Source organism: Mycobacterium sp. ENV421, assembly GCF_002887815.1.
Lineage (GTDB): Bacteria > Actinomycetota > Actinomycetes > Mycobacteriales > Mycobacteriaceae > Mycobacterium.
This window is the reverse complement of record NZ_PDHO01000040.1, coordinates 13597-31865: the sequence shown is the minus strand read 5'-3', so window position 1 is coordinate 31865 and position 18269 is coordinate 13597. Positions and strand designations below refer to the sequence as shown.

The window sequence follows — 18269 nt, the reverse complement described above, 5'->3', positions numbered from 1 at the left end:
CCTCGAACACCACCTCGAGGCGCTCCTTCGGGCTGAGCGCGACGGTCGAGGACATGACAACATCATCGCATCAGGGTCCGACAAAAACGGACCGCTCAAAGGTGGGCCAAGACCCGCTCCGCGAACACCTCCGGATGTTCCCGGTGCATAAAATGCCCACCCGGAACTTCCTCAATGACATAGTCGCTCAGGAACTTCCGCGCAGCCCGGCGATAATCCGACAGTGCGGCCACCGGATCGTCCAACCCGGCGAAGACGGTGGTGGGCACCGTGATGTGCGCCCTCAGAGACGCCGACGGTAGCGGTGAAAGCTTGCGGTAGTAGCCGAAGGCTGCGTCAAGGCTGCCCGGGCTGGCGAAGCACTCCCGTACGGCATTGAACTCCGAGGCGGGAGGATTCCACGTCGGTGACCATCGTCGATAGATCGCAGGCAACGCGGCGAAGTCGTTGCCGGCGAACCGTTTCGCGGCGCCCGGCAGCTTGTACGCAACGAAATGCCTGGCACCCCAAAGCTTCCTCGGCGTCGGGACAAGGGTCGCAGGATGGGGGATCGCCAGCGTGATCAGCTTGCTGACCCGCTCCGGTCCGAGCGCGGCGGCGCCGTAGGCGGCCGAAGCGCCCCAGTCGTGCCCGATCAATACCGCCTCGGAGGCGCCCAAGGCGTCGATCAGAGCAAGAACATCACGAGCCAATATCTCTTGCGACGCATCAGCGTCCGGCACCTCGGTTGGGTGATACCCACGCATGAACGGGCTCACGGCCCGGTAGCCGCGATCGGCGACGCGCGGACGCAAATCGTCCCAGGTGTGCGCAGTGTCCGGAAAGCCGTGCAGCATCAGCACGAGGGGCCCGGAGCCTTCCTCGAGATAGGCGAACCGAAGTCCATTTGCGTTGGCGAAACCCATCGCACCGGCCATGACCTGTGGACAGTACTCCCGCCACATCGCCAGGACGCGTCACACTCAAGCCATGCTCGACCTCATCCTGCCGCTCGAATGCGGAGGCTGCGGTGCGCTGTCAACCAAGTGGTGCGACGTCTGCGCCGCGACACTGAACGTCCACACCGACGAGCCGCATCTCGTCACCCCGCGCATCGACCCCGGCGTGCCCGTCTTTGCTCTTGGCCGCTACGTGGGCCCACGGCGCCAGGCCATCGTCGCGCTCAAGGAACACGGCCGTCGCGACCTCGTCGCTCCCTTCGCCCGCGCCCTGGCGCTCGGTGTCCACCAGCTCCTCGGCTGGGGCATCCTCGATATCCCGTTCACCATCGTCCCGGCGCCCACCCGCGCCTTGGCCGCTCGCCGCCGCGGCGGCGATCCCGTCCTGCGCATCGCGACACAAGCCACCCGGGACAACCGCGACATCAGCGTCGTCCGGGCCCTGAAGACCCGGGCGATGGTCCGCGACTCCGTCGGCCTCACGATCGCCGACCGTGAACGCAACCTGGCCGGCCGGATCAAACTGACCACACGTGTGACAGGCGAGGTCCTGCTTGTCGACGACATCGTCACCACCGGCGCCACCGCGCGCGAGGCGGTGCGGACTCTCCAAGAATCCGGCGTGAATGTAACGGCCGTACTCGCCTTGGCGCACGCCTGACCTGGGCGGGTGACGATCGGTGTAACAGGGGTCGAAAGACTTCGAAACAGGTGGGCCAAAAAGGTGGCACACCGGCGTGAACAACGACTACCGTCGGGGCCAACACACCGTGAACACATCACGGGGGCGGTCGAGTCCACAGGCCCGCCGCTTCGCCGAGTGACGGTAGGAGGTGAGGTTCCTCGACCCCTAGCGCCGGCGGGTGAGTTTCGTGCCAATCCTGTCGGCGCAGCATCCCAAGACAGGCCGGCACGCCAGAGTGCGTGCAACCCGTAACAGAAACGAGTTGTCAAGCATGTCAATCGATTCCGCGAACACCGGTCAATTACTCGCCGACGATGAAGACCTTGCAGAATCCGCCAACGCCGAAGTTCAGGTGTGCGGTCGCAACGTCGAGATCCCCGATCACTATCGCGTCTACGTGGCGCAGAAGCTCGCTCGCCTCGAACGGTTCGACCGCTCGATCTACCGCTTCGACGTCGAGCTCGAGCACGAACGCAACCGCCGCCAGCGCAAGAACTGTCAGCACGTCGAGATCACCGCGCGTGGCCGCGGCCCGGTGGTCCGTGGGGAGGCCTGCGCGGAGAGCTTCTACGGCGCCTTCGAGGCCGCCGTCCACAAACTTGAGAACCGGCTGCGGCGCACCAAGGACCGCCGCAAGGTTCACTACGGCGACAAGACCCCGGTATCGCTGCACGAGGCCACCGCGGTGACCCCGCTCCTCGACGCGGCCGCAGCGTTCACCCCCGAAAAGGCCACCGCTCCGGAGCAGGTGCTCGACGACCATGAACCAGGCCGCATCGTGCGGACCAAGGAGCATCCGGCCAAGCCGATGACGGTCGACGACGCGCTCTACGAGATGGAGCTCGTCGGGCACGATTTCTTCCTGTTCCAGGACAAGGAGACCGATCGGCCGTCGGTCGTCTATCGCCGGCACGCCTACGACTATGGGTTGATCCGACTGGGCTGATCGCCGCTGCCCGGGCTCGACCAGCGCGTCACCTAGGATGGAGGGCGCTTACGCCTCCAATCCACAGGGGGTCCCTCCTACATATGTTCAGGGGAAAACGTGCTGTCGAAGTTGCTGCGCCTTGGTGAAGGTCGCATGGTCAAGCGCCTCGAGGGGGTGGCTCGCTACGTCAACACCTTGTCCGACGACGTAGAGAAGCTGTCGGACGGCGAACTGCGGGCCAAGACCGACGAATTCAAGAAGCGCGTCGCGGACGGTGAAAGCCTCGATGACCTGCTACCGGAGGCTTTCGCTGTCGCCCGCGAGGCGGCGTGGCGGGTGCTGCAGCAGCGTCACTTCGACGTGCAGCTGATGGGCGGAGCAGCCCTGCACTTCGGCAACGTCGCCGAGATGAAGACGGGTGAGGGCAAGACCCTGACTTGCGTGCTTCCGGCCTACCTGAATGCGCTGTCCGGAGACGGTGTGCACGTCGTTACTGTCAACGACTACCTGGCCAAACGCGACAGCGAGTGGATGGGGCGCGTGCACCGGTTCCTCGGCCTCGAGGTTGGCGTCATCCTGTCTAATCTCACCCCCGAAGAGCGTCGCGCCGCCTATGCCGCGGACATCACCTATGGCACCAACAACGAGTTCGGCTTCGACTACCTGCGCGACAACATGGCGCACTCCGTCGAGGAGATGGTGCAGCGCGGCCACAATTTCGCTGTGGTCGACGAGGTCGACTCAATCCTGATCGATGAGGCCCGGACCCCGCTGATCATCTCCGGTCCGGCCGATGGCGCCTCGCATTGGTACACCGAGTTCGCCCGGCTGGCGCCGATGATGAAGAAGGACACCCACTACGAAGTCGACATCAAGAAGCGGACGATAGGCGTCCACGAGCTGGGCGTGGAGTTCGTTGAGGACCAGCTGGGCATCGACAACCTGTACGAGGCCGCCAATTCCCCCTTGGTCAGCTATCTCAACAACTCTCTAAAGGCCAAGGAGCTGTTCGAGCGCGATAAAGAGTACATCGTCCGCGACGGCGAGGTGCTGATCGTCGACGAGTTCACGGGACGGGTGTTGATCGGCCGCCGCTATAACGAAGGCATGCACCAGGCCATAGAGGCCAAGGAAAACGTCGAGATCAAGGCTGAGAACCAAACCCTCGCAACGATCACCTTGCAGAATTATTTTCGACTCTACGAGAAGCTTTCCGGCATGACCGGCACAGCGGAGACCGAGGCCGCCGAGCTGCACGAGATCTACAAACTCGGGGTAATCGCCATTCCGACGAATCGCCCGATGGCCCGCAAGGACCAAACCGACCTGATCTACAAGACCGAGGAAGCCAAATATATCGCCGTTGTCGACGACGTCGTCGAACGCTACGAAAAGGGTCAGCCAGTCCTGATCGGCACCACCAGCGTGGAGCGCTCGGAGTACCTGTCGCGGCAGTTCCAGAAGAGGCGCGTCCCGCATAACGTGTTGAACGCCAAGTTCCACGAGCAGGAGGCCGGCATCATCGCCGTCGCCGGCCGACGCGGCGCGATCACGGTGGCCACCAACATGGCCGGCCGTGGTACCGACATCGTGCTGGGCGGCAACGTCGACTTCCTCGTCGACACCCGGCTACGTGAGCGGGGCCTGGATCCCGTCGAGACCCCCGACGAGTACGAGGCCGCGTGGCAGGAGGAACTGCCCAAGGTCAAGGCGCAGGCCGCCGAAGAGGCCGAGCACGTGATCGAGGTCGGTGGCCTGTACGTGCTGGGCACTGAGCGCCACGAATCGCGGCGTATCGACAACCAGTTGCGTGGCCGTTCCGGTCGTCAGGGGGACCCGGGCGAGTCCCGCTTCTACCTGTCGCTGGGTGACGAGCTCATGCGGCGATTCAATGGCGCGACGTTGGAAAGTCTGCTGACGCGGCTCAACCTGCCCGACGACGTGCCGATCGAGGCCAAGATGGTGACCCGCGCGATCAAGAGCGCGCAGACCCAGGTCGAGCAGCAGAACTTCGAGATCCGCAAGAACGTCCTCAAGTACGACGAGGTGATGAACCAGCAGCGCAAGGTCATCTACGCCGAGCGCCGCAGGATCCTCGAGGGGGAGAACCTGCAGGAGCAGGCCCACGACATGCTGGTTGACGTCATCACCGCCTACGTCAACGGCGCCACCGCCGAGGGCTACGCCGAGGACTGGGACCTCGAGCAGCTGTGGACCGCGCTCAAGCAGCTCTACCCGGTCGGCATCGACCACCACGACCTGCTCGACAACGATGCCGTCGGAGAGCCTGGTGAACTCACCCGTGAAGAGCTGCTCGACGCGCTGATCGAGGACGCCGAAAAGGCTTACGCGCGACGGGAAGCCGAGATCGAGGCCCTCGCCGGCGAGGGCGCCATGCGCCAGCTGGAGCGCAACGTGCTGCTCAATGTGATCGACCGCAAGTGGCGCGAGCACCTCTACGAGATGGACTACCTCAAGGAGGGCATCGGCCTGCGGGCGATGGCGCAGCGCGATCCGCTGGTCGAGTACCAGCGCGAGGGCTACGACATGTTCGTCGGCATGCTGGACGGCCTGAAAGAGGAGTCGGTCGGTTTCCTGTTCAACGTCCAGGTGGAGGCAACGCCGTCGCCGGCGGTCGCGCCGGTGGATACCCCGCAGGGTCTGGCGGATCTGGGCGGCCAGCAGGAGCCTGCACCGTCCTTGCGCGCCAAGGGAATCGACGACGAGGACTCCCGGCGGCTGACCTACAGCGGTCCCGCTGAAGACGGCTCGGCGGAAGTCAAGCGCAATGGCGGCGCCAAGCAGGCCGCGACCGCGGGTACCACCCGCAAGGAGCGACGCGAGGCGGCGCGCAAGCAGTCCAAGAGCAGCAGCAGGTTGCGGCGGGGTTAGGCGACGATGCGGCGCAGCCGTCGGGTGACGATGCGACGCAGCGAAGCGAGCCGCTGAGGAGCGCGACATTGCCAGAAGCGAGCCGCTGAGGAGCCTGACTATCAAGCCGGGCTAGTCAGCCGATGTGCAGGGCCACGACCTGCCAGCGCAATCCGGTCGGCGTCATCACCTGTTCGACGCGGCAGGCGATGGCGTGGGTGCGGCCGTCGCGGCTGTAGGTGGCCGCCACTTCGGCTGCCGCGCCGTCGGTCCCGACCGGTTGCACCCGTAGCCGGAGCAGTCGCGCGGCGCAGTCGCCCTCGTGCCTCGCGACGGCGGGCAGCAGCGACTCCACCAATCCGGCGGCGAGCAATGGGCGCAGCTGGGCCAGCGAGCGCCGCCGGTCGATCACCTCGAGGACCCGTCTCAGCGCGGCGTCGGCGAAGCCGCCCGCCGCACGCATCGGGGCAGACGCGGTCGGCTGTTGGGCGGGGCGGGGCGACGGTCCGAGGGTGCGGGGACCCGGCAGGTGCACCCGCTCGGAGGTACTGCGCAACACCGGCGGTTCGTAGTCGACGACGGGAACGACACAGGACATGGGCACTCTCCGAAATAGGTCAACGGGTGACCGGCTGCCGGAGAGAGGCGACCGTTGCCGACATGATTACACAGTTTCGACGTTGGCGCGGACGCCGGTGCCGCATCGGTGTGTGCACCCGCGATGCGCTGACCCGGGGTTGGCGGCTACCGTGTCGGAACGGGGCGGGGATTGTCGATGAGGGGAATGTCGCAACGATGGTGGCTAGGCTGTCAGCGTCGGACGCCTCGTTCTATCACCTGGAGAACACCTCCACCCCGATGTACGTCGGCTCCCTGGCGATCGTGCGCAAGCCCCGCGCCGGGTTGAGTTACGAGACCCTGCTGGAAACCGTCGAACAACGGCTGCCGCAGATCCGGCGTTATCGCCAGAAGGTCCGCGAGGTCACCTTCGGTTTGGCGCGGCCGGTATGGGTCGATGATCCGGACTTCGACATCACCTATCACGTCCGGCGTTCGGCGCTGCCGTCGCCGGGAAGCGATTCGCAGTTGCACGAACTGATCGCCAGGCTGGGGTCGCGCCCGCTGGACCGGTCCCGGCCGCTGTGGGAGATGTACCTCATCGAGGGTCTGTCCAAGAACCGGCTGGCCATCTACACGAAATCGCACCAGGCGCTGGTCAACGGGATGGCAGCGCTGGAGATCGGCCACGTCATCGCCGACCGCACCCAGAAGCCGCCGACGTTCGGTGAGGACATCTGGATCCCGGGCCGCGAACCCACCAACGGACAGCTGCTGCTCGGCGCGGTCGGGGAATGGCTGGCCCGACCCCGGATGCAGATGCAGGCGGTCACCTCCGCCGTCGGCGACCTGGCCCGCAACAGCGGGGAAGTGGTTGATCTGGCGCGGCGGCTGACCGACGTGGCGCGCACTGTGGCCCGCGGTACCGCGCCGAGCAGTCCGCTGAACACCAAGGTGTCGCGCAATCGGCGGTTCACGGTGGCCGTCGGTTCCCTCGCGGACTACCGGCTGGTGCGTTCGCGCTACGACTGCGACGTCAACGATGTGGTGCTGGCCGTCATCGCCGGCGCCCTACGCAACTGGCTGCTGTCGCGCGGCGAGCCGGTCACCACCAGCTCCACTGCGCGGGCGATGGCGCCAACGTCGGTGTACCCCGAGGCGGTCTTGGATTCATCCGGTCCGGGCCAGGCCATCAGCGAGGTCGCCCCGTTCCTGGTCGACCTCCCGATCGGCGAGGGCAACGCGGTGGTACGGCTGTCTCAGATTGCCCACACCACCGAATCGCATTCGGCCGCAGCCAGTCTGGTGGACGCCCGCACCATCCTCACCCTGTCCGGCTTCGCGCCGCCGACGTTGCATGCCATGGGTACCCGGGTCGCCACCCAGTTCTCGGCCCGCCAGTTCAACCTGTTGATCACCAATGTCCCTGGGCCGCAGTCGCAGATGTATGTGGCCGGCGCGAAGCTGCTCGAGACGTACGCGGTGCCGCCGCTACTGCACAACCAGGTGCTGGCCATCGGCGTCACATCGTATTGCGGCATGCTCTATTTCGGCATCCACGCCGACCGCGATGCCATGAGCGATGTGGACGTGCTGCCGACGCTGCTGGCCGAATCTCTCGAGGAACTGCTCGAAGCCGCGCGGCAGACGTAGGATTCGGCGATGGGTAAGGCCAAATCGAAGGGTGACGAGCCGGTCGCCAAGGTTAATCGCAAGATTCCCAACGACATCTACGAAGCCGAATTATATCGGCTACAAACCGAATTGGTGTCCTTGCAGGAGTGGGTCAAGGCCACCGGCGCGCGGGTCGTCGTCGTGTTCGAGGGCCGCGATGCGGCCGGCAAGGGCGGCACGATCAAGCGCATCACCGAGTACCTGAGCCCGCGAATTGCGCGCATCGCCGCGCTGCCCGCACCGACCGAACGCGAGCGTGGCCAGTGGTATTTCCAGCGCTATGTCGAGCACCTGCCGGCTCGCGGCGAGATCGTGTTGTTCGACCGATCCTGGTACAACCGCGCTGGTGTCGAAGTGGTGATGGGCTTCTGCACACCGGTCGAGCACGAGCTCTTCCTACGGCAGTGTCCGATCTTCGAGCAGATGCTGATCGACGAAGGAATCATCCTGCGCAAGTACTGGTTCTCGGTCTCCGACGACGAGCAGCTCCGCCGGTTCAAGAAGCGTCGCAAGGATCCGTTGCGGCGCTGGAAGCTCAGCCCGATGGACCTCGAGTCCATCTATCGCTGGGAGGACTACTCCCGCGCCAAGGACGAGATGATGGTGCGCACCGACACCCCGGCCAGCCCATGGTTCGTGGTGGAGTCCGAGGACAAGAAGCACGCGCGCCTGAACATGATGGCCCATCTGCTGAAAGGCATCGACTACGAGCACGTCGAGCACCCCAAGGTCGATCTGCCCAAACGGCCGCCGATGGGCGACTATCAGCGGCCGGCGCGGGAGCTGTCGACCTATGTCGACGATCACGTCTCCACCCTGCTCGGAAACGGCGAGAACGGCGCCTAGTCTTCCGTGACTTCGGTCGGCTTTCCGAAGCGGCGGTGTTGAGTCGTCGGGCGACCGGCCCGGCTGAGTTTGATCTGCGAACGTCCGATATATTGACGCGTCGGAAAAAATTTGGGGGATGTCCACCTGCCCGCGCTTCCTGGGGGGTCGGACCCGCCCGTCCTCGTGCCGCTCAACCCCCCGCGGCCGGGGACGGGCGGCTTCCCGGGTGTTTCGGGCAACCGCGCTAACGGTCCCGGAAACGCCGCCGTGGCTGCGAATCGCGGTGCACCTGCGGGTCAAGAACTGCCTTGGATGAGACAATCCCAATCCGTGCTTCCGTCCACCTTGCTCGTCCAGCAGGTACCGGCCCCACCAACGCGCTTGATCCGCGTTAGTGTGAGTTGCCGCAGCAGGGTTTCGCGGGTCAATGGATAGTCGCTGGAGCTGAGTTTCGATGCGGGTCTATATCCCAGCCACTCTGGCCATGCTGCAACAGCTGGTCGCCGACGGGTCGATGCAGCCGTTGAGCGGGACGGCGTTCGCCGTCACGCCGGCACTGCGGGAGTCCTACGCCCAGGGCGACGACGAGGAGTTGGCCGAGGTCGCGATCGGCGAGGCCGCGCTGGCGTCGCTGCGGCTGCTGGCCGCCGAATCCGAACGCGCGGACGCGGAGATGCCGCTGCGCCGGGCGGTGCTGATCGCCGATGCGGATGCGACCCCGCGCCCTGACCTCGACGATGCGGTGGTGCGGGTCAGCGGGCCGGTGAACCTGGACCAGGTGGTGGCCGCCTATGTCGACAACTCTGTAGCCGAGCCGGCGGTCAAGGCCGCGATCGCAGTGATCGACGACGCCGATCTGGGCGATGAGGATGCCGAATTCGTCGTCGGCGACGCTGCGGACCATTCCCTGGCCTGGTACGGAACCCAGGAGCTGCCGTTCCTGCTCGATTTGCTCTGAGCCTGGATACGGAACCGTAAGTTACGGTACCGTAGGTTTGACGGCGAAGGAGGTGCGCAATGGCGAAGAACCAGGTCAAGATCAGTGCGAATGTGGTCGACACCGTGCGACCGAAGGTGGCCGGTGAGGGACGCAATCCCGCGATCGACGCGGTGCGGGCACTGTTCGGGCGGATCACCACACCGCTGCTGCCCGATGACTATCTGAAGCTGGCCAACCCGTTGTGGTCGGCGCGCGAACTGCGCGGCCGGGTGGTCGAGGTGCGGCGGGAGACCGAGGATTCGGCGACGCTGGTGATCAAGCCGGGCTGGGGGTTCACCTTCGATTACCAAGCCGGCCAGTACATCGGTATCGGCCTGCTGGTCGACGGCCGCTGGCGGTGGCGGTCGTATTCACTGACCTCGAGCCCGCACGCCGACGGCGCGGGTCGCTCGCGCACCATCACGATCACCGTCAAGGCCATGCCGGAGGGCTTCCTGTCGACCCACCTGGTCGGCGGCGTCACTCCCGGCACGATCGTGCGACTGGCCGCGCCGCAGGGCAACTTCGTGATGCCGGACCCGTCGCCCGCGTCGGTGCTGTTCTTGACCGGCGGCTCCGGAATCACCCCGGTGATGTCGATGCTGCGGACGCTGGAGCGTCGCGATCAGATCGGCGACCCGGGTCATATCGTCCATATTCATTCGGCCCCAACCGAATCCGATGTGATGTTTGCCGGCGAGCTCGCGCAGCTGGCTCGCGAGCACGACGGATATCGGCTGACCGTCCGTACCACCCGCACCGAGGGGCGCCTGGACCTGGGCCTGCTCGACGATCTGGTCCCGGACTGGCGGGAGCGCCAAACCTGGGCCTGTGGCCCGGAGGGGATGCTCACCGAGGCCGAGAAGGTGTGGCAGGCCGCCGGCCTCGGCGACCGGCTGCATCTGGAGCGGTTCGCGGCGTCCCGGACGGCCACCCACGGGGAGGGCGGAACGGTGACGTTCGGCCGCAGTGGCAAGTCCGTACAGGTGGATGCGGCGACGTCGCTGATGGAGGCCGGTGAGCAGGCTGGATTGCGGATGCCGTTCGGCTGCCGGATGGGCATCTGCCAGTCGTGTGTGGTGCCCCTGGTGGAAGGCCACGTCCGCGACCTGCGTACGGGTGCGGAGCACGAGCCGGGCACCCGAATTCAGACGTGTATTTCGGCCGCTTCGGGCGACTGTGTGGTTGACGTCTGAGGTTTACTGGCTAGTAACCTACGGGTACGTAGGTTACGGTAGCGTAGGCACAAGAAGGGAGGCGTGACTAATGGCTATTACCGATGTGGAAGCCTTTACGCATCTGACTGATGCAGACATCGAAAGCTTGGCGGTTGAGCTCGACGCCATCCGCCAGGACATCGAAGATTCCCTCGGCGCGCGGGATGCGCGCTATATCCGCCGCACCATCGCCGCCCAGCGCGGTCTCGAGGTCGCCGGGCGACTGATGCTGGCTGCCAGCTCCAAACGATCCGCCTGGTGGGCGGGCACCGTGACCCTGGGCGTGGCCAAGATCATCGAGAACATGGAGATCGGCCACAACGTCATGCACGGCCAGTGGGACTGGATGAACGATCCCGAGATTCACTCCTCGTCGTGGGAGTGGGACATGAGCGGGGCGTCCAAGCACTGGCGGTTCACCCACAACTTCATGCACCACAAGTACACCAACATCCTCGGTATGGACGATGACGTCGGCTACGGCGTCATCCGGGTCACCCGCGATGCCAAGTGGAAGCCGTTCAACCTGTACGGCAACTTACTGTTCAACACCCTGCTGGCGATCGGCTTCGAATGGGGCGTCGGCCTGCAGCACCTGGAGCTCGGCAAGATCTCCAAGGGCCGCGACGACCGCAAGGCCACCCTGATCCGGGTGCGTGAGTTCGGCGCCAAGGCGGGACGGCAGTTGCTCAAGGACTACGTCGCCTACCCGGCGATCACGTCGCTGTCCCCGAAGGCGACCTACCGCTCGACGCTCACCGCCAACGCTGTGGCCAACGTGATCCGCAACGTGTGGGCCAACGCGGTGATCTTCTGCGGCCACTTCCCGGATGGCGCAGAGAAATTCACCAAGACCGACATGGTCGGTGAGAGCAAGGGTCAGTGGTATCTGCGCCAGATGCTGGGTAGCGCCAATATCGACGGCAGCCGTGCCATGGACTTCATGACCGGCAACCTGTCGTACCAGATCGAGCACCACTTGTTCCCTGACCTGCCCAGCAACCGGTACCACGAGATCTCGATCCGGGTGCGCCAGATCTGTGACAAGTACGACCTGCCCTACACAACCGGGCCGTTCCTGGTGCAGTACGCCAAGACCTGGCGCACGATCGCCAAGCTGTCGCTGCCGGACAAGTACCTGCGCGACACCGCCGACGATGCACCCGAGACCCGCAGTGAGCGGATGTTCGCAGAACTCGAACCGGGTTATGCGGGTGTCGGTCCGTCCACCGGCCGCAAGCGCGGGCTCAAGACCGCGATCGCCACTGCTCGTCAGAAGCGGCGCGTCAAGCGCGCAGCGAAAGCCGCCTAGCCATCCGGCGCGCTCGCGGGGCATGATGACCCCGTGAGTGCGCCGTGGCAGGTGCGGACGGGCAATGCCGACGATCTCGACATCCTCGGGCCGTTGTGGGTTGCCGTCCATCACCGGCACGCCGAGTCGATGCCCGAACTGCGGCCCTATGTCAGCGACAACGAATCCTGGCGGGTGCGCCGCGCACTCTATGCCGATCTGCTCGCAAAGCCGGACACGCTGCTGTTGATCGCCAGCGTCTATGACCGCCCGATCGGTTACGGGCTGGCGCACGTGCTGCTGACCGAGGACACCTGGGTGGCTGACACCTGGGCGACCGGCGCTCGCGTCGGCGAGATCGAATCCCTCTCAGTGCTCCCGGAGTTTCGCGGCTCGGGTCTGGGCACCGAGCTGTTGACGACACTTGAGCAGCACCTGCGTACGGCCGGCGTCGACGATCTGATTCTCGGTGCGCTGTCCGGCAACCGAGACGCCTTGCGTCTTTACGAGCGTCTCGGCTACCGGCCGACCTGGCTGTATCTGTCGAAGTTCGCCGGCCGGGATTGAGCGTTTAGTCCGGGATCCAGTTGAAGTCGTCCGGGTTGGGACCCCGGCGGCCGGCCTCACCCTTGTCGAGGGCGGTGATGGCGTCGATGTCGTCGTCGCCGAGTTCGAAGTCGAAGATCTCCAGGTTCTCCTTGATCCGCTCCGGGGTAACGGATTTCGGGAACACGATGTCGCCGCGTTCGATGTGCCAGCGCAGCACCACCTGGGCCGGGCTCTTACCCAGCCGCTCGGCGATCTTGCCGATCACCGGATCGCCGAGCACCGCGCCCTGAGCGATCGGCGACCACGCCTCGGTGAGGATGGCGTGGTCGGTGCCGTAAGCGCGCAGCTCGTCGTTGGCGAAGTAGGGGTGCACCTCGATCTGGTTGACGGCGGGCACCGTCTCGGTGTCGCGGGCCAGGGTCTCCAGATGGTGGATCTGGAAGTTTGACACCCCGATGCTGCGGGCCCGGCCGTCATTCTTGAACTCCTCCAACACCTTCCAGGTGGAGACGAAATCGCCGTCGTACAGCCCCGGCAGCGGCCAGTGGATCAGAAACAGGTCGACGTAGTCGAATCCCAGCGCCTCGATCGTGCCGTCGAACGCGCGCCGCGCGTCGTCGGGCTTGTGATAGCCGTTGTTGAGCTTGCTGGTGATGTACACCTCGCCGCGGTCGATGCCGAAGTCCCGGACGCCCTGCCCGACACCCTTTTCGTTCTGATACATCTCGGCGGTGTCGATGTGGCGGTAGCCGATTTCGAGGGCGGTGCGCACCGCGGACGCGGTTTCGTCCGGGTCGATCTGGAAGACGCCGAACCCCAGCTGCGGGATCGTGGTGCCGTCATTGAGTGTCAAGCTCGGAACAGTGCTCATGTGTGCGGCGTGCCCTCTCGGTTGGTGTTGCAAACAATTATCAGTACGCCGCGCCGTCTGACAACGCGGCGAGTAGCCGTCGGGCCGCTGCGACTCGCCGCGCGGGCGCGCCGGTGAGCGAGTCCAGGGCGCACTCCGGGTCGGCGGGCGGGCCGAGGTGGCCGCATCCGCGCGGGCAGTCTTCGATGGCCTCCGCCAGATCCGAAAACGCCCGCAGCACATCGTCGGGCTGGATATGGGCCAGCCCGAACGATCTGATGCCCGGGGTGTCGACCACCCAGCCGCCGCCCGGTAGCGGCAGCGCCACCGACTGCGTGGAGGTGTGTTTGCCCTTGCCGACCCCGGACACTTCGCCCGTGGCTCGAAATGCTTGCGGAACAAGGCGATTCACCAGAGTGGACTTGCCGACCCCGGAGTGGCCGAGCAGCACGGTGACCTGTCCCGCCAGCATCTCCTCGACGTCGTCGATCGGGTCGCCCCGCCCCGCGGTCAGCACGGTGAGGTCGAGATCCGTGAACTGCTGGGCGAACGACTCGGCCGGCATCAGATCCGTCTTGGTCAGGCACAGGATTGGCCGTAGCCCGCCGGCGTACGCCGCGATCAGTGCACGGTCGACCAGGCCGGTGCGCGGCGGGGGATCGGCCAGGGCCACCACCATCAGCAACTGGTCGGCGTTGGCGACCACCACCCGCTCGGTCGGATCGGTGTCATCGGCGGTGCGGCGCAACACCGTTCGCCGTTCGCCGCGCCGCACGATTCGGGCCAGCGTGTCCGGCCGTCCGGTCAGGTCGCCGACGACATCGACCTGGTCGCCGACGACGATGGGGGTGCGGCCCAGTTCCCGGGCCCGCATCGCCGTGACGAGCCGGTGCGGATCATCGCCCAGGACGCAGCCCCAGCGGCCGCGGTCGACGGTGACCACCATGCCCGCCTCGGCGTCGGCGTGCTCGGGCCGGGTTTTGGTGCGCGGGCGCGAGCCACGGCCCGACCGGATCTTGACGTCGGACTCGTCGTACTCGCGTGGGCTCAACCGACCCCCACCATCTCGGTCCACAGCGCCGCGAACTCCGGCAAGGTTTTGGCGGTCGTCCCGATATCCTCGACTTCGACACCGGGCACGCGGAGCCCGATGATGGCCCCGGCCATCGCCATTCGGTGGTCGGCGTACGAACGCCAGGTGCCCCCGTGTAGCGCTGTCGCGGTGATCACCAAGCCGTCGTCGGTCTCGGTGCACTGGCCGCCGAGCCCGCCGATCTCGGCGCTCAGCGCCGCCAACCGGTCGGTCTCGTGGCCGCGCAGATGGGCGATGCCGGTCAGCCGCGACACCGAGCCCGGTGCGGCCAGGGCGGCCAGGGCGGCCACCGCGGGGGCCAGTTCACCGACGTCGTGCAGGTCCACCTCGAAGCCGTCGTAGGATTGCGGACCGTGTACCTCGAGGTGCGAATCTGATTGGTGCACAGTCGATCCCAGAAGTTTGAGGATACCCAGGATGGTGTCGGCGGGTTGGACGCTGACTGACGGCCAGCCGGCGATCCCCACCGCCCCACCGGTCACCACAGCCGCAGCAAGGAACGGGACCGAGTTGGACAGGTCCGGCTCGACGTCCCAGTGCCGGGCCGCGATCGGCCCCGGCGCCACCCGCCACTGGTTGGTGGTGGCGTCGTCGACGTCGACACCGGCCTCCCGCAGCATCGCCACGGTCATCGCGATGTGCGGAGCCGACGGCACCGACGTGCCGGTGTGCGCGACGGTCAGGCCCTCGGTGAAGGCCGCGCCCGACAACAGCAGGCCCGAGACGAACTGCGAGGAGCTCGACGCGTCGATGCGCACCGTGCCGCCGTCGACCGCGCCGCGGCCGTGGACCTCGAACGGCAGACCGCTGCCGTGGATGTCGACACCGAGCCCCCGCAGCGCGTCCAGCAGGGGAGCGATCGGCCGCGTTCGGGCTTGTTCGTCACCGTCGAATACGACGACGGCGTTGCTCAGAGCTGCCAGCGGCGGAACGAACCGCAATACGGTTCCGGCCAAGCCGCAGTCGATCCGCGCGTGTGGGCCCGGGTCGAGCGCCCCGCCGACCGTCAGTTCGGCGCCCGCGCCGGACACGTCGATGCCGAGGGCCGCGATGGCCCCGATCATCAGGTCGGTGTCCCGGCTTCGCAGTGCGCCGCTGATCGTGGAGGTGCCCTGACCCTGGGCGGCGGCCAGCGCCGCGAGCACCAGGGTGCGGTTGGTCTGCGATTTCGAGCCGGGCACGGTGACGCGCGCATGCACCGGCGACGACGTTGACGGCGCGGCCCACAACTCGGTGCTCACGGCATACATCCTGCCCTGTCGGGATCGTGCGCCACCATGGAGTCATGTGCGGACGATTCGCGGTGACCACCGACCCGGCCCTGCTGGCCGAGAAGATCCACGCCATTGACGAAGCCACCGAGGCGGCGAAGGAGGCGCGCGGGCCCAACTACAACGTCGCCCCCACCGCCACCGTCGCCACGGTGGTCAGCAGGCACGACGATCCGGACGACACCCCGACCCGGCGGGTCCGGATGATGCGCTGGGGTCTGGTGCCGCCCTGGGTGAAGGCGACCGCCGACGGGGCCCCCGACAACAAGGGCCCCCTACTGATCAACGCTCGAGCTGAGAAGGTCACCAGTTCACCGGCATTCCGTGCCTCGGCGAAGAGCAAGCGCTGCCTGGTTCCGATGGACGGCTACTACGAGTGGAAGCCCAACCCGGACGCCCCGGCCGGCAAGAAGGCCCGTAAGACGCCGTACTTCATGTTCCGCGCGGACGGCGAGCCGCTGTTCATGGCGGGGCTGTGGTCGGTGTGGAAAGCACGTGACGAGGCGTCGCCGCTGCTGACGTGCACGATCATCACCACCGACGCGGTGGGCGAGCTCGCCGAGATCCACGACCGGATGCCGCTGGTGCTCGACGCGGGGGACTGGGACCGCTGGCTGGATCCCGATCAGCCTGCCGACGCCGAGCTGTTGTCGGCACCGCCCGACATCGCCGGTATCGATCTCCGCGAGGTCTCCACGCTGGTCAACAGTGTCCGCAACAACGGTCCGGAGCTCATCGAGCCTGCCGATCCACACAACCAACCGGTTGGCCTGTTCTAGCGACGCGGTGCCGGTTAGGCTCACAGCCAAGACCTGACCAGCGAGAGGAGCGGCCATGACCGCCGTCGAGCCCAAGGCCGACAAGGCCACGATCACCGTGCACAACCCGGCCGACGGCCGCGTCGCCGGTTCCGTGCCGGTCGACGGTCCGGACGCCGTCGCCGCGAAAGCCCGCGAGCTCCGGTTGTTCCAAACCGAGTGGGAAGAGATCGGCCCGCGCGGACGCAAGGTCTGGATGTACAAGTGGCAGGACTGGATCCTCGACAACGCCGATCACCTGACCGAGGTGTTGATGTCGGAGTCGGGCAAGTCACGCAACGACGCCAGCCTCGAGCCGGTGGCGATCGCCGACTCGATCAAGTACTGGGCCGGCAACGCCGAAGCCTTTCTGGCCGACGCGCACCCCAAGCCGCACAGCCCGCTGTACAAGATCAAGAAGCTCACCACCCGCTACCGCCCGTACCAGTTGGTCGGGATCATCGAGCCGTGGAACTTCCCGCTGGCGATGCTGGCCCTCGACGTGGTGCCCGCGCTCGCCGCGGGGGCGGCGGTGTTGTTGAAACCGTCTGAGGTGACGCCACTTTCGGCCGTCGAGTTCGCCCGGGGCTGGACCGAGGTCGGCGCGCCGCCCGTGCTGAGCCTGGCGACCGGCTACGGCGAGACTGGCGCCGCGGTGATCAACAATGCCGATTACGTGCACTTCACCGGATCGACCGCCACCGGCCGCAAGGTCGCGGTGGCCTGTGCCGAGCGGCTGATCCCGTTCAGCCTGGAGCTCGGCGGCAAGGATCCGGCGATCGTGCTGGCCGACGCCGACATCGATCGCGCCGCCAACGGCATCGCCTGGGGCGGGATGTTCAACTCCGGGCAGGTGTGCATCTCGGTGGAGCGGGTGTACGTCGAGGCTCCGGTGTACGACGAGTTCATCGGCAAGCTCACCGCAAATGTCCGCAATCTTGCTCAGGGACAAGAAGATTCGGGCTTCAAGTACGACACCGGCGCGATGGCCACCGCGGCCCAGCGTGACATCGTCGACGGCCACGTCAAAGACGCCGTCGCTGCCGGCGCGCGGGTGCTGACCGGGGGCAAGCCCACCGGTGTCGGCACGTTCTACCAGCCGACCGTGCTTGCCGACGTCACCCCGACCATGTCCTGCATTGCCGAGGAGACCTTCGGCCCGACGCTGCCGGTGGTGAAGGTCGCCGACGAGGAGGAGGCCATCCGGTTGGCCAACGACTCCAAGTACGGGTTGTCGGCCACGGTGTGGACCGGCGACATCGAACGCGGTGAGCGGGTGGCCCGTCGCCTGGAGTGCGGCGCGGTCAACATCAACGACGCCCTGACCAACGTGTTCTGCCCGTCGCTTCCGATGGGCGGCTGGAAGGACTCCGGCATCGGCTACCGGGCCGGCGGCCCCAGCGGGCTGATCAAGTTCTGCCGCCAGCAGGCGATCACGGCTCCGCGAATTCCCACTCAGAAGTCAGAGCTGGTCTGGTACTCGTCGTCGCGGCGGCAGGGCCGGATCGCGCTGGCGGCGATGCGGGCCTTCGCGGGCAACGGTGTTCGCCGCTTCGGGCTTCGCCCGAAGAACTAGCAGCGTGGGCTTCGCCCGAAGAACTAGCAGCGTGGGCTTCGCCCGAAGAACTAGCAGCGTGGGCTTCGCCCGAAGAACTAGCAGCGTGGGCTTCGCCCGAAGAACTAGCAGCGTGGGCTTCGCCCGAAGAACTAGCAGCGTGGGCTTCGCCCGAAGAACTAGCA

The 18269-nt window shown here is 66.4% G+C and carries 16 protein-coding genes; 11 read left to right on the top strand and 5 right to left on the bottom strand.

Annotated elements, in window-relative coordinates:
* Positions 1–95 precede the first annotated feature (95 nt).
* Positions 96–917 carry an alpha/beta fold hydrolase gene (locus CRM90_RS26740; protein ID WP_158249068.1) on the bottom strand — a complete coding sequence of 274 codons (822 nt, stop codon included), beginning with the start codon at positions 915–917 and terminating at the stop codon, positions 96–98.
* 52 nt (positions 918–969) lie between these two features.
* On the opposite strand from CRM90_RS26740, the gene CRM90_RS26735 reads away from it, so the two are divergent.
* The 3 genes from CRM90_RS26735 to secA all read left to right on the top strand — a co-directional run bounded on the left by CRM90_RS26735 (position 970) and on the right by secA (position 5443).
* Positions 970–1599: a ComF family protein gene (locus CRM90_RS26735; RefSeq protein WP_102809909.1), complete on the top strand. Its 630-nt coding sequence runs from the start codon at positions 970–972 to the stop codon at positions 1597–1599.
* 295 nt (positions 1600–1894) lie between these two features.
* Positions 1895–2569 (top strand): ribosome hibernation-promoting factor, HPF/YfiA family, encoded by a 675-nt coding sequence (gene hpf / locus CRM90_RS26730; RefSeq protein WP_502693328.1) that lies wholly within the window; start codon positions 1895–1897, stop codon positions 2567–2569.
* A gap of 99 nt (positions 2570–2668) precedes the next feature.
* Positions 2669–5443: a preprotein translocase subunit SecA gene (gene secA, locus CRM90_RS26725; protein WP_102809908.1), complete on the top strand. Its 2775-nt coding sequence runs from the start codon at positions 2669–2671 to the stop codon at positions 5441–5443.
* Positions 5444–5558: 115 nt separating this feature from the next.
* Here secA and CRM90_RS26720 read toward each other — a convergent pair whose 3' ends face one another.
* Positions 5559–6020, bottom strand: coding sequence for an Rv3235 family protein (locus CRM90_RS26720; protein ID WP_102809907.1), 462 nt, complete (start codon positions 6018–6020; stop codon positions 5559–5561).
* A gap of 197 nt (positions 6021–6217) precedes the next feature.
* On the opposite strand from CRM90_RS26720, the gene CRM90_RS26715 reads away from it, so the two are divergent.
* The 6 genes from CRM90_RS26715 to CRM90_RS26690 all read left to right on the top strand — a co-directional run bounded on the left by CRM90_RS26715 (position 6218) and on the right by CRM90_RS26690 (position 12536).
* The gene (locus tag CRM90_RS26715) at positions 6218–7633 is read left to right on the top strand and encodes a WS/DGAT/MGAT family O-acyltransferase (protein ID WP_102809906.1); all 1416 of its coding nucleotides are present in this window, start codon (positions 6218–6220) and stop codon (positions 7631–7633) included.
* A 9-nt stretch (positions 7634–7642) separates the two neighbouring features.
* Entirely contained in the window at positions 7643–8500 is an 858-nt protein-coding gene (gene ppk2 / locus CRM90_RS26710; RefSeq protein ID WP_102809905.1) for a polyphosphate kinase 2, read from the top strand.
* Positions 8501–8936: 436 nt separating this feature from the next.
* The gene (locus CRM90_RS26705) at positions 8937–9440 is read left to right on the top strand and encodes a DUF6912 family protein (protein ID WP_102809904.1); all 504 of its coding nucleotides are present in this window, start codon (positions 8937–8939) and stop codon (positions 9438–9440) included.
* Positions 9441–9499: 59 nt separating this feature from the next.
* Positions 9500–10657: a ferredoxin reductase gene (locus CRM90_RS26700; protein WP_102809903.1), complete on the top strand. Its 1158-nt coding sequence runs from the start codon at positions 9500–9502 to the stop codon at positions 10655–10657.
* A 70-nt stretch (positions 10658–10727) separates the two neighbouring features.
* Positions 10728–11990: a fatty acid desaturase family protein gene (locus tag CRM90_RS26695; RefSeq protein ID WP_102809902.1), complete on the top strand. Its 1263-nt coding sequence runs from the start codon at positions 10728–10730 to the stop codon at positions 11988–11990.
* A 33-nt stretch (positions 11991–12023) separates the two neighbouring features.
* Positions 12024–12536, top strand: a complete 513-nt coding sequence (locus CRM90_RS26690; protein WP_102809901.1) for a GNAT family N-acetyltransferase — start codon at positions 12024–12026, stop codon at positions 12534–12536.
* 4 nt (positions 12537–12540) lie between these two features.
* Here the strand turns inward: CRM90_RS26690 and CRM90_RS26685 are convergent, their stop codons facing one another.
* Genes CRM90_RS26685 through aroA form a run of 3 tightly spaced genes read right to left on the bottom strand, consistent with a single transcriptional unit; the run spans position 12541 to position 15711 of the window.
* Positions 12541–13389, bottom strand: a complete 849-nt coding sequence (locus CRM90_RS26685) for an aldo/keto reductase (RefSeq protein ID WP_102809900.1) — start codon at positions 13387–13389, stop codon at positions 12541–12543.
* 40 nt (positions 13390–13429) lie between these two features.
* Positions 13430–14419, bottom strand: a complete 990-nt coding sequence (rsgA, locus tag CRM90_RS26680) for a ribosome small subunit-dependent GTPase A (protein WP_102809899.1) — start codon at positions 14417–14419, stop codon at positions 13430–13432.
* Positions 14416–15711 carry a 3-phosphoshikimate 1-carboxyvinyltransferase gene (aroA, locus tag CRM90_RS26675; RefSeq protein ID WP_102809898.1) on the bottom strand — a complete coding sequence of 432 codons (1296 nt, stop codon included), beginning with the start codon at positions 15709–15711 and terminating at the stop codon, positions 14416–14418. Before aroA ends, rsgA begins: the two co-directional genes overlap by 4 nt.
* A 35-nt stretch (positions 15712–15746) precedes the next feature.
* Here aroA and CRM90_RS26670 point away from each other — a divergent pair, with 35 nt between their 5' ends.
* Positions 15747–16511 carry an SOS response-associated peptidase gene (locus CRM90_RS26670; RefSeq protein WP_102809897.1) on the top strand — a complete coding sequence of 255 codons (765 nt, stop codon included), beginning with the start codon at positions 15747–15749 and terminating at the stop codon, positions 16509–16511.
* Positions 16512–16566: 55 nt separating this feature from the next.
* Positions 16567–18105, top strand: coding sequence for an aldehyde dehydrogenase family protein (locus CRM90_RS26665; protein WP_102809896.1), 1539 nt, complete (start codon positions 16567–16569; stop codon positions 18103–18105).
* The last annotated feature ends 164 nt before the right edge of the window (positions 18106–18269 follow it).

What these genes read in the sequence shown, in the direction of transcription:
- CRM90_RS26740 (WP_158249068.1), bottom strand. Translation starts at nt 917, where the DNA reads ATGGCCGGTGCGATGGGTTTCGCCAACGCAAATGGACTTCGGTTCGCC.
- CRM90_RS26735 (WP_102809909.1), top strand. Translation starts at nt 970, where the DNA reads ATGCTCGACCTCATCCTGCCGCTCGAATGCGGAGGCTGCGGTGCGCTG.
- hpf (WP_502693328.1), top strand. Translation starts at nt 1,895, where the DNA reads ATGTCAATCGATTCCGCGAACACCGGTCAATTACTCGCCGACGATGAA.
- CRM90_RS26720 (WP_102809907.1), bottom strand. Translation starts at nt 6,020, where the DNA reads ATGTCCTGTGTCGTTCCCGTCGTCGACTACGAACCGCCGGTGTTGCGC.
- CRM90_RS26715 (WP_102809906.1), top strand. Translation starts at nt 6,218, where the DNA reads ATGGTGGCTAGGCTGTCAGCGTCGGACGCCTCGTTCTATCACCTGGAG.
- ppk2 (WP_102809905.1), top strand. Translation starts at nt 7,643, where the DNA reads ATGGGTAAGGCCAAATCGAAGGGTGACGAGCCGGTCGCCAAGGTTAAT.
- CRM90_RS26705 (WP_102809904.1), top strand. Translation starts at nt 8,937, where the DNA reads ATGCGGGTCTATATCCCAGCCACTCTGGCCATGCTGCAACAGCTGGTC.
- CRM90_RS26700 (WP_102809903.1), top strand. Translation starts at nt 9,500, where the DNA reads ATGGCGAAGAACCAGGTCAAGATCAGTGCGAATGTGGTCGACACCGTG.
- CRM90_RS26695 (WP_102809902.1), top strand. Translation starts at nt 10,728, where the DNA reads ATGGCTATTACCGATGTGGAAGCCTTTACGCATCTGACTGATGCAGAC.
- CRM90_RS26685 (WP_102809900.1), bottom strand. Translation starts at nt 13,389, where the DNA reads ATGAGCACTGTTCCGAGCTTGACACTCAATGACGGCACCACGATCCCG.
- aroA (WP_102809898.1), bottom strand. Translation starts at nt 15,711, where the DNA reads ATGTATGCCGTGAGCACCGAGTTGTGGGCCGCGCCGTCAACGTCGTCG.
- CRM90_RS26670 (WP_102809897.1), top strand. Translation starts at nt 15,747, where the DNA reads ATGTGCGGACGATTCGCGGTGACCACCGACCCGGCCCTGCTGGCCGAG.
- CRM90_RS26665 (WP_102809896.1), top strand. Translation starts at nt 16,567, where the DNA reads ATGACCGCCGTCGAGCCCAAGGCCGACAAGGCCACGATCACCGTGCAC.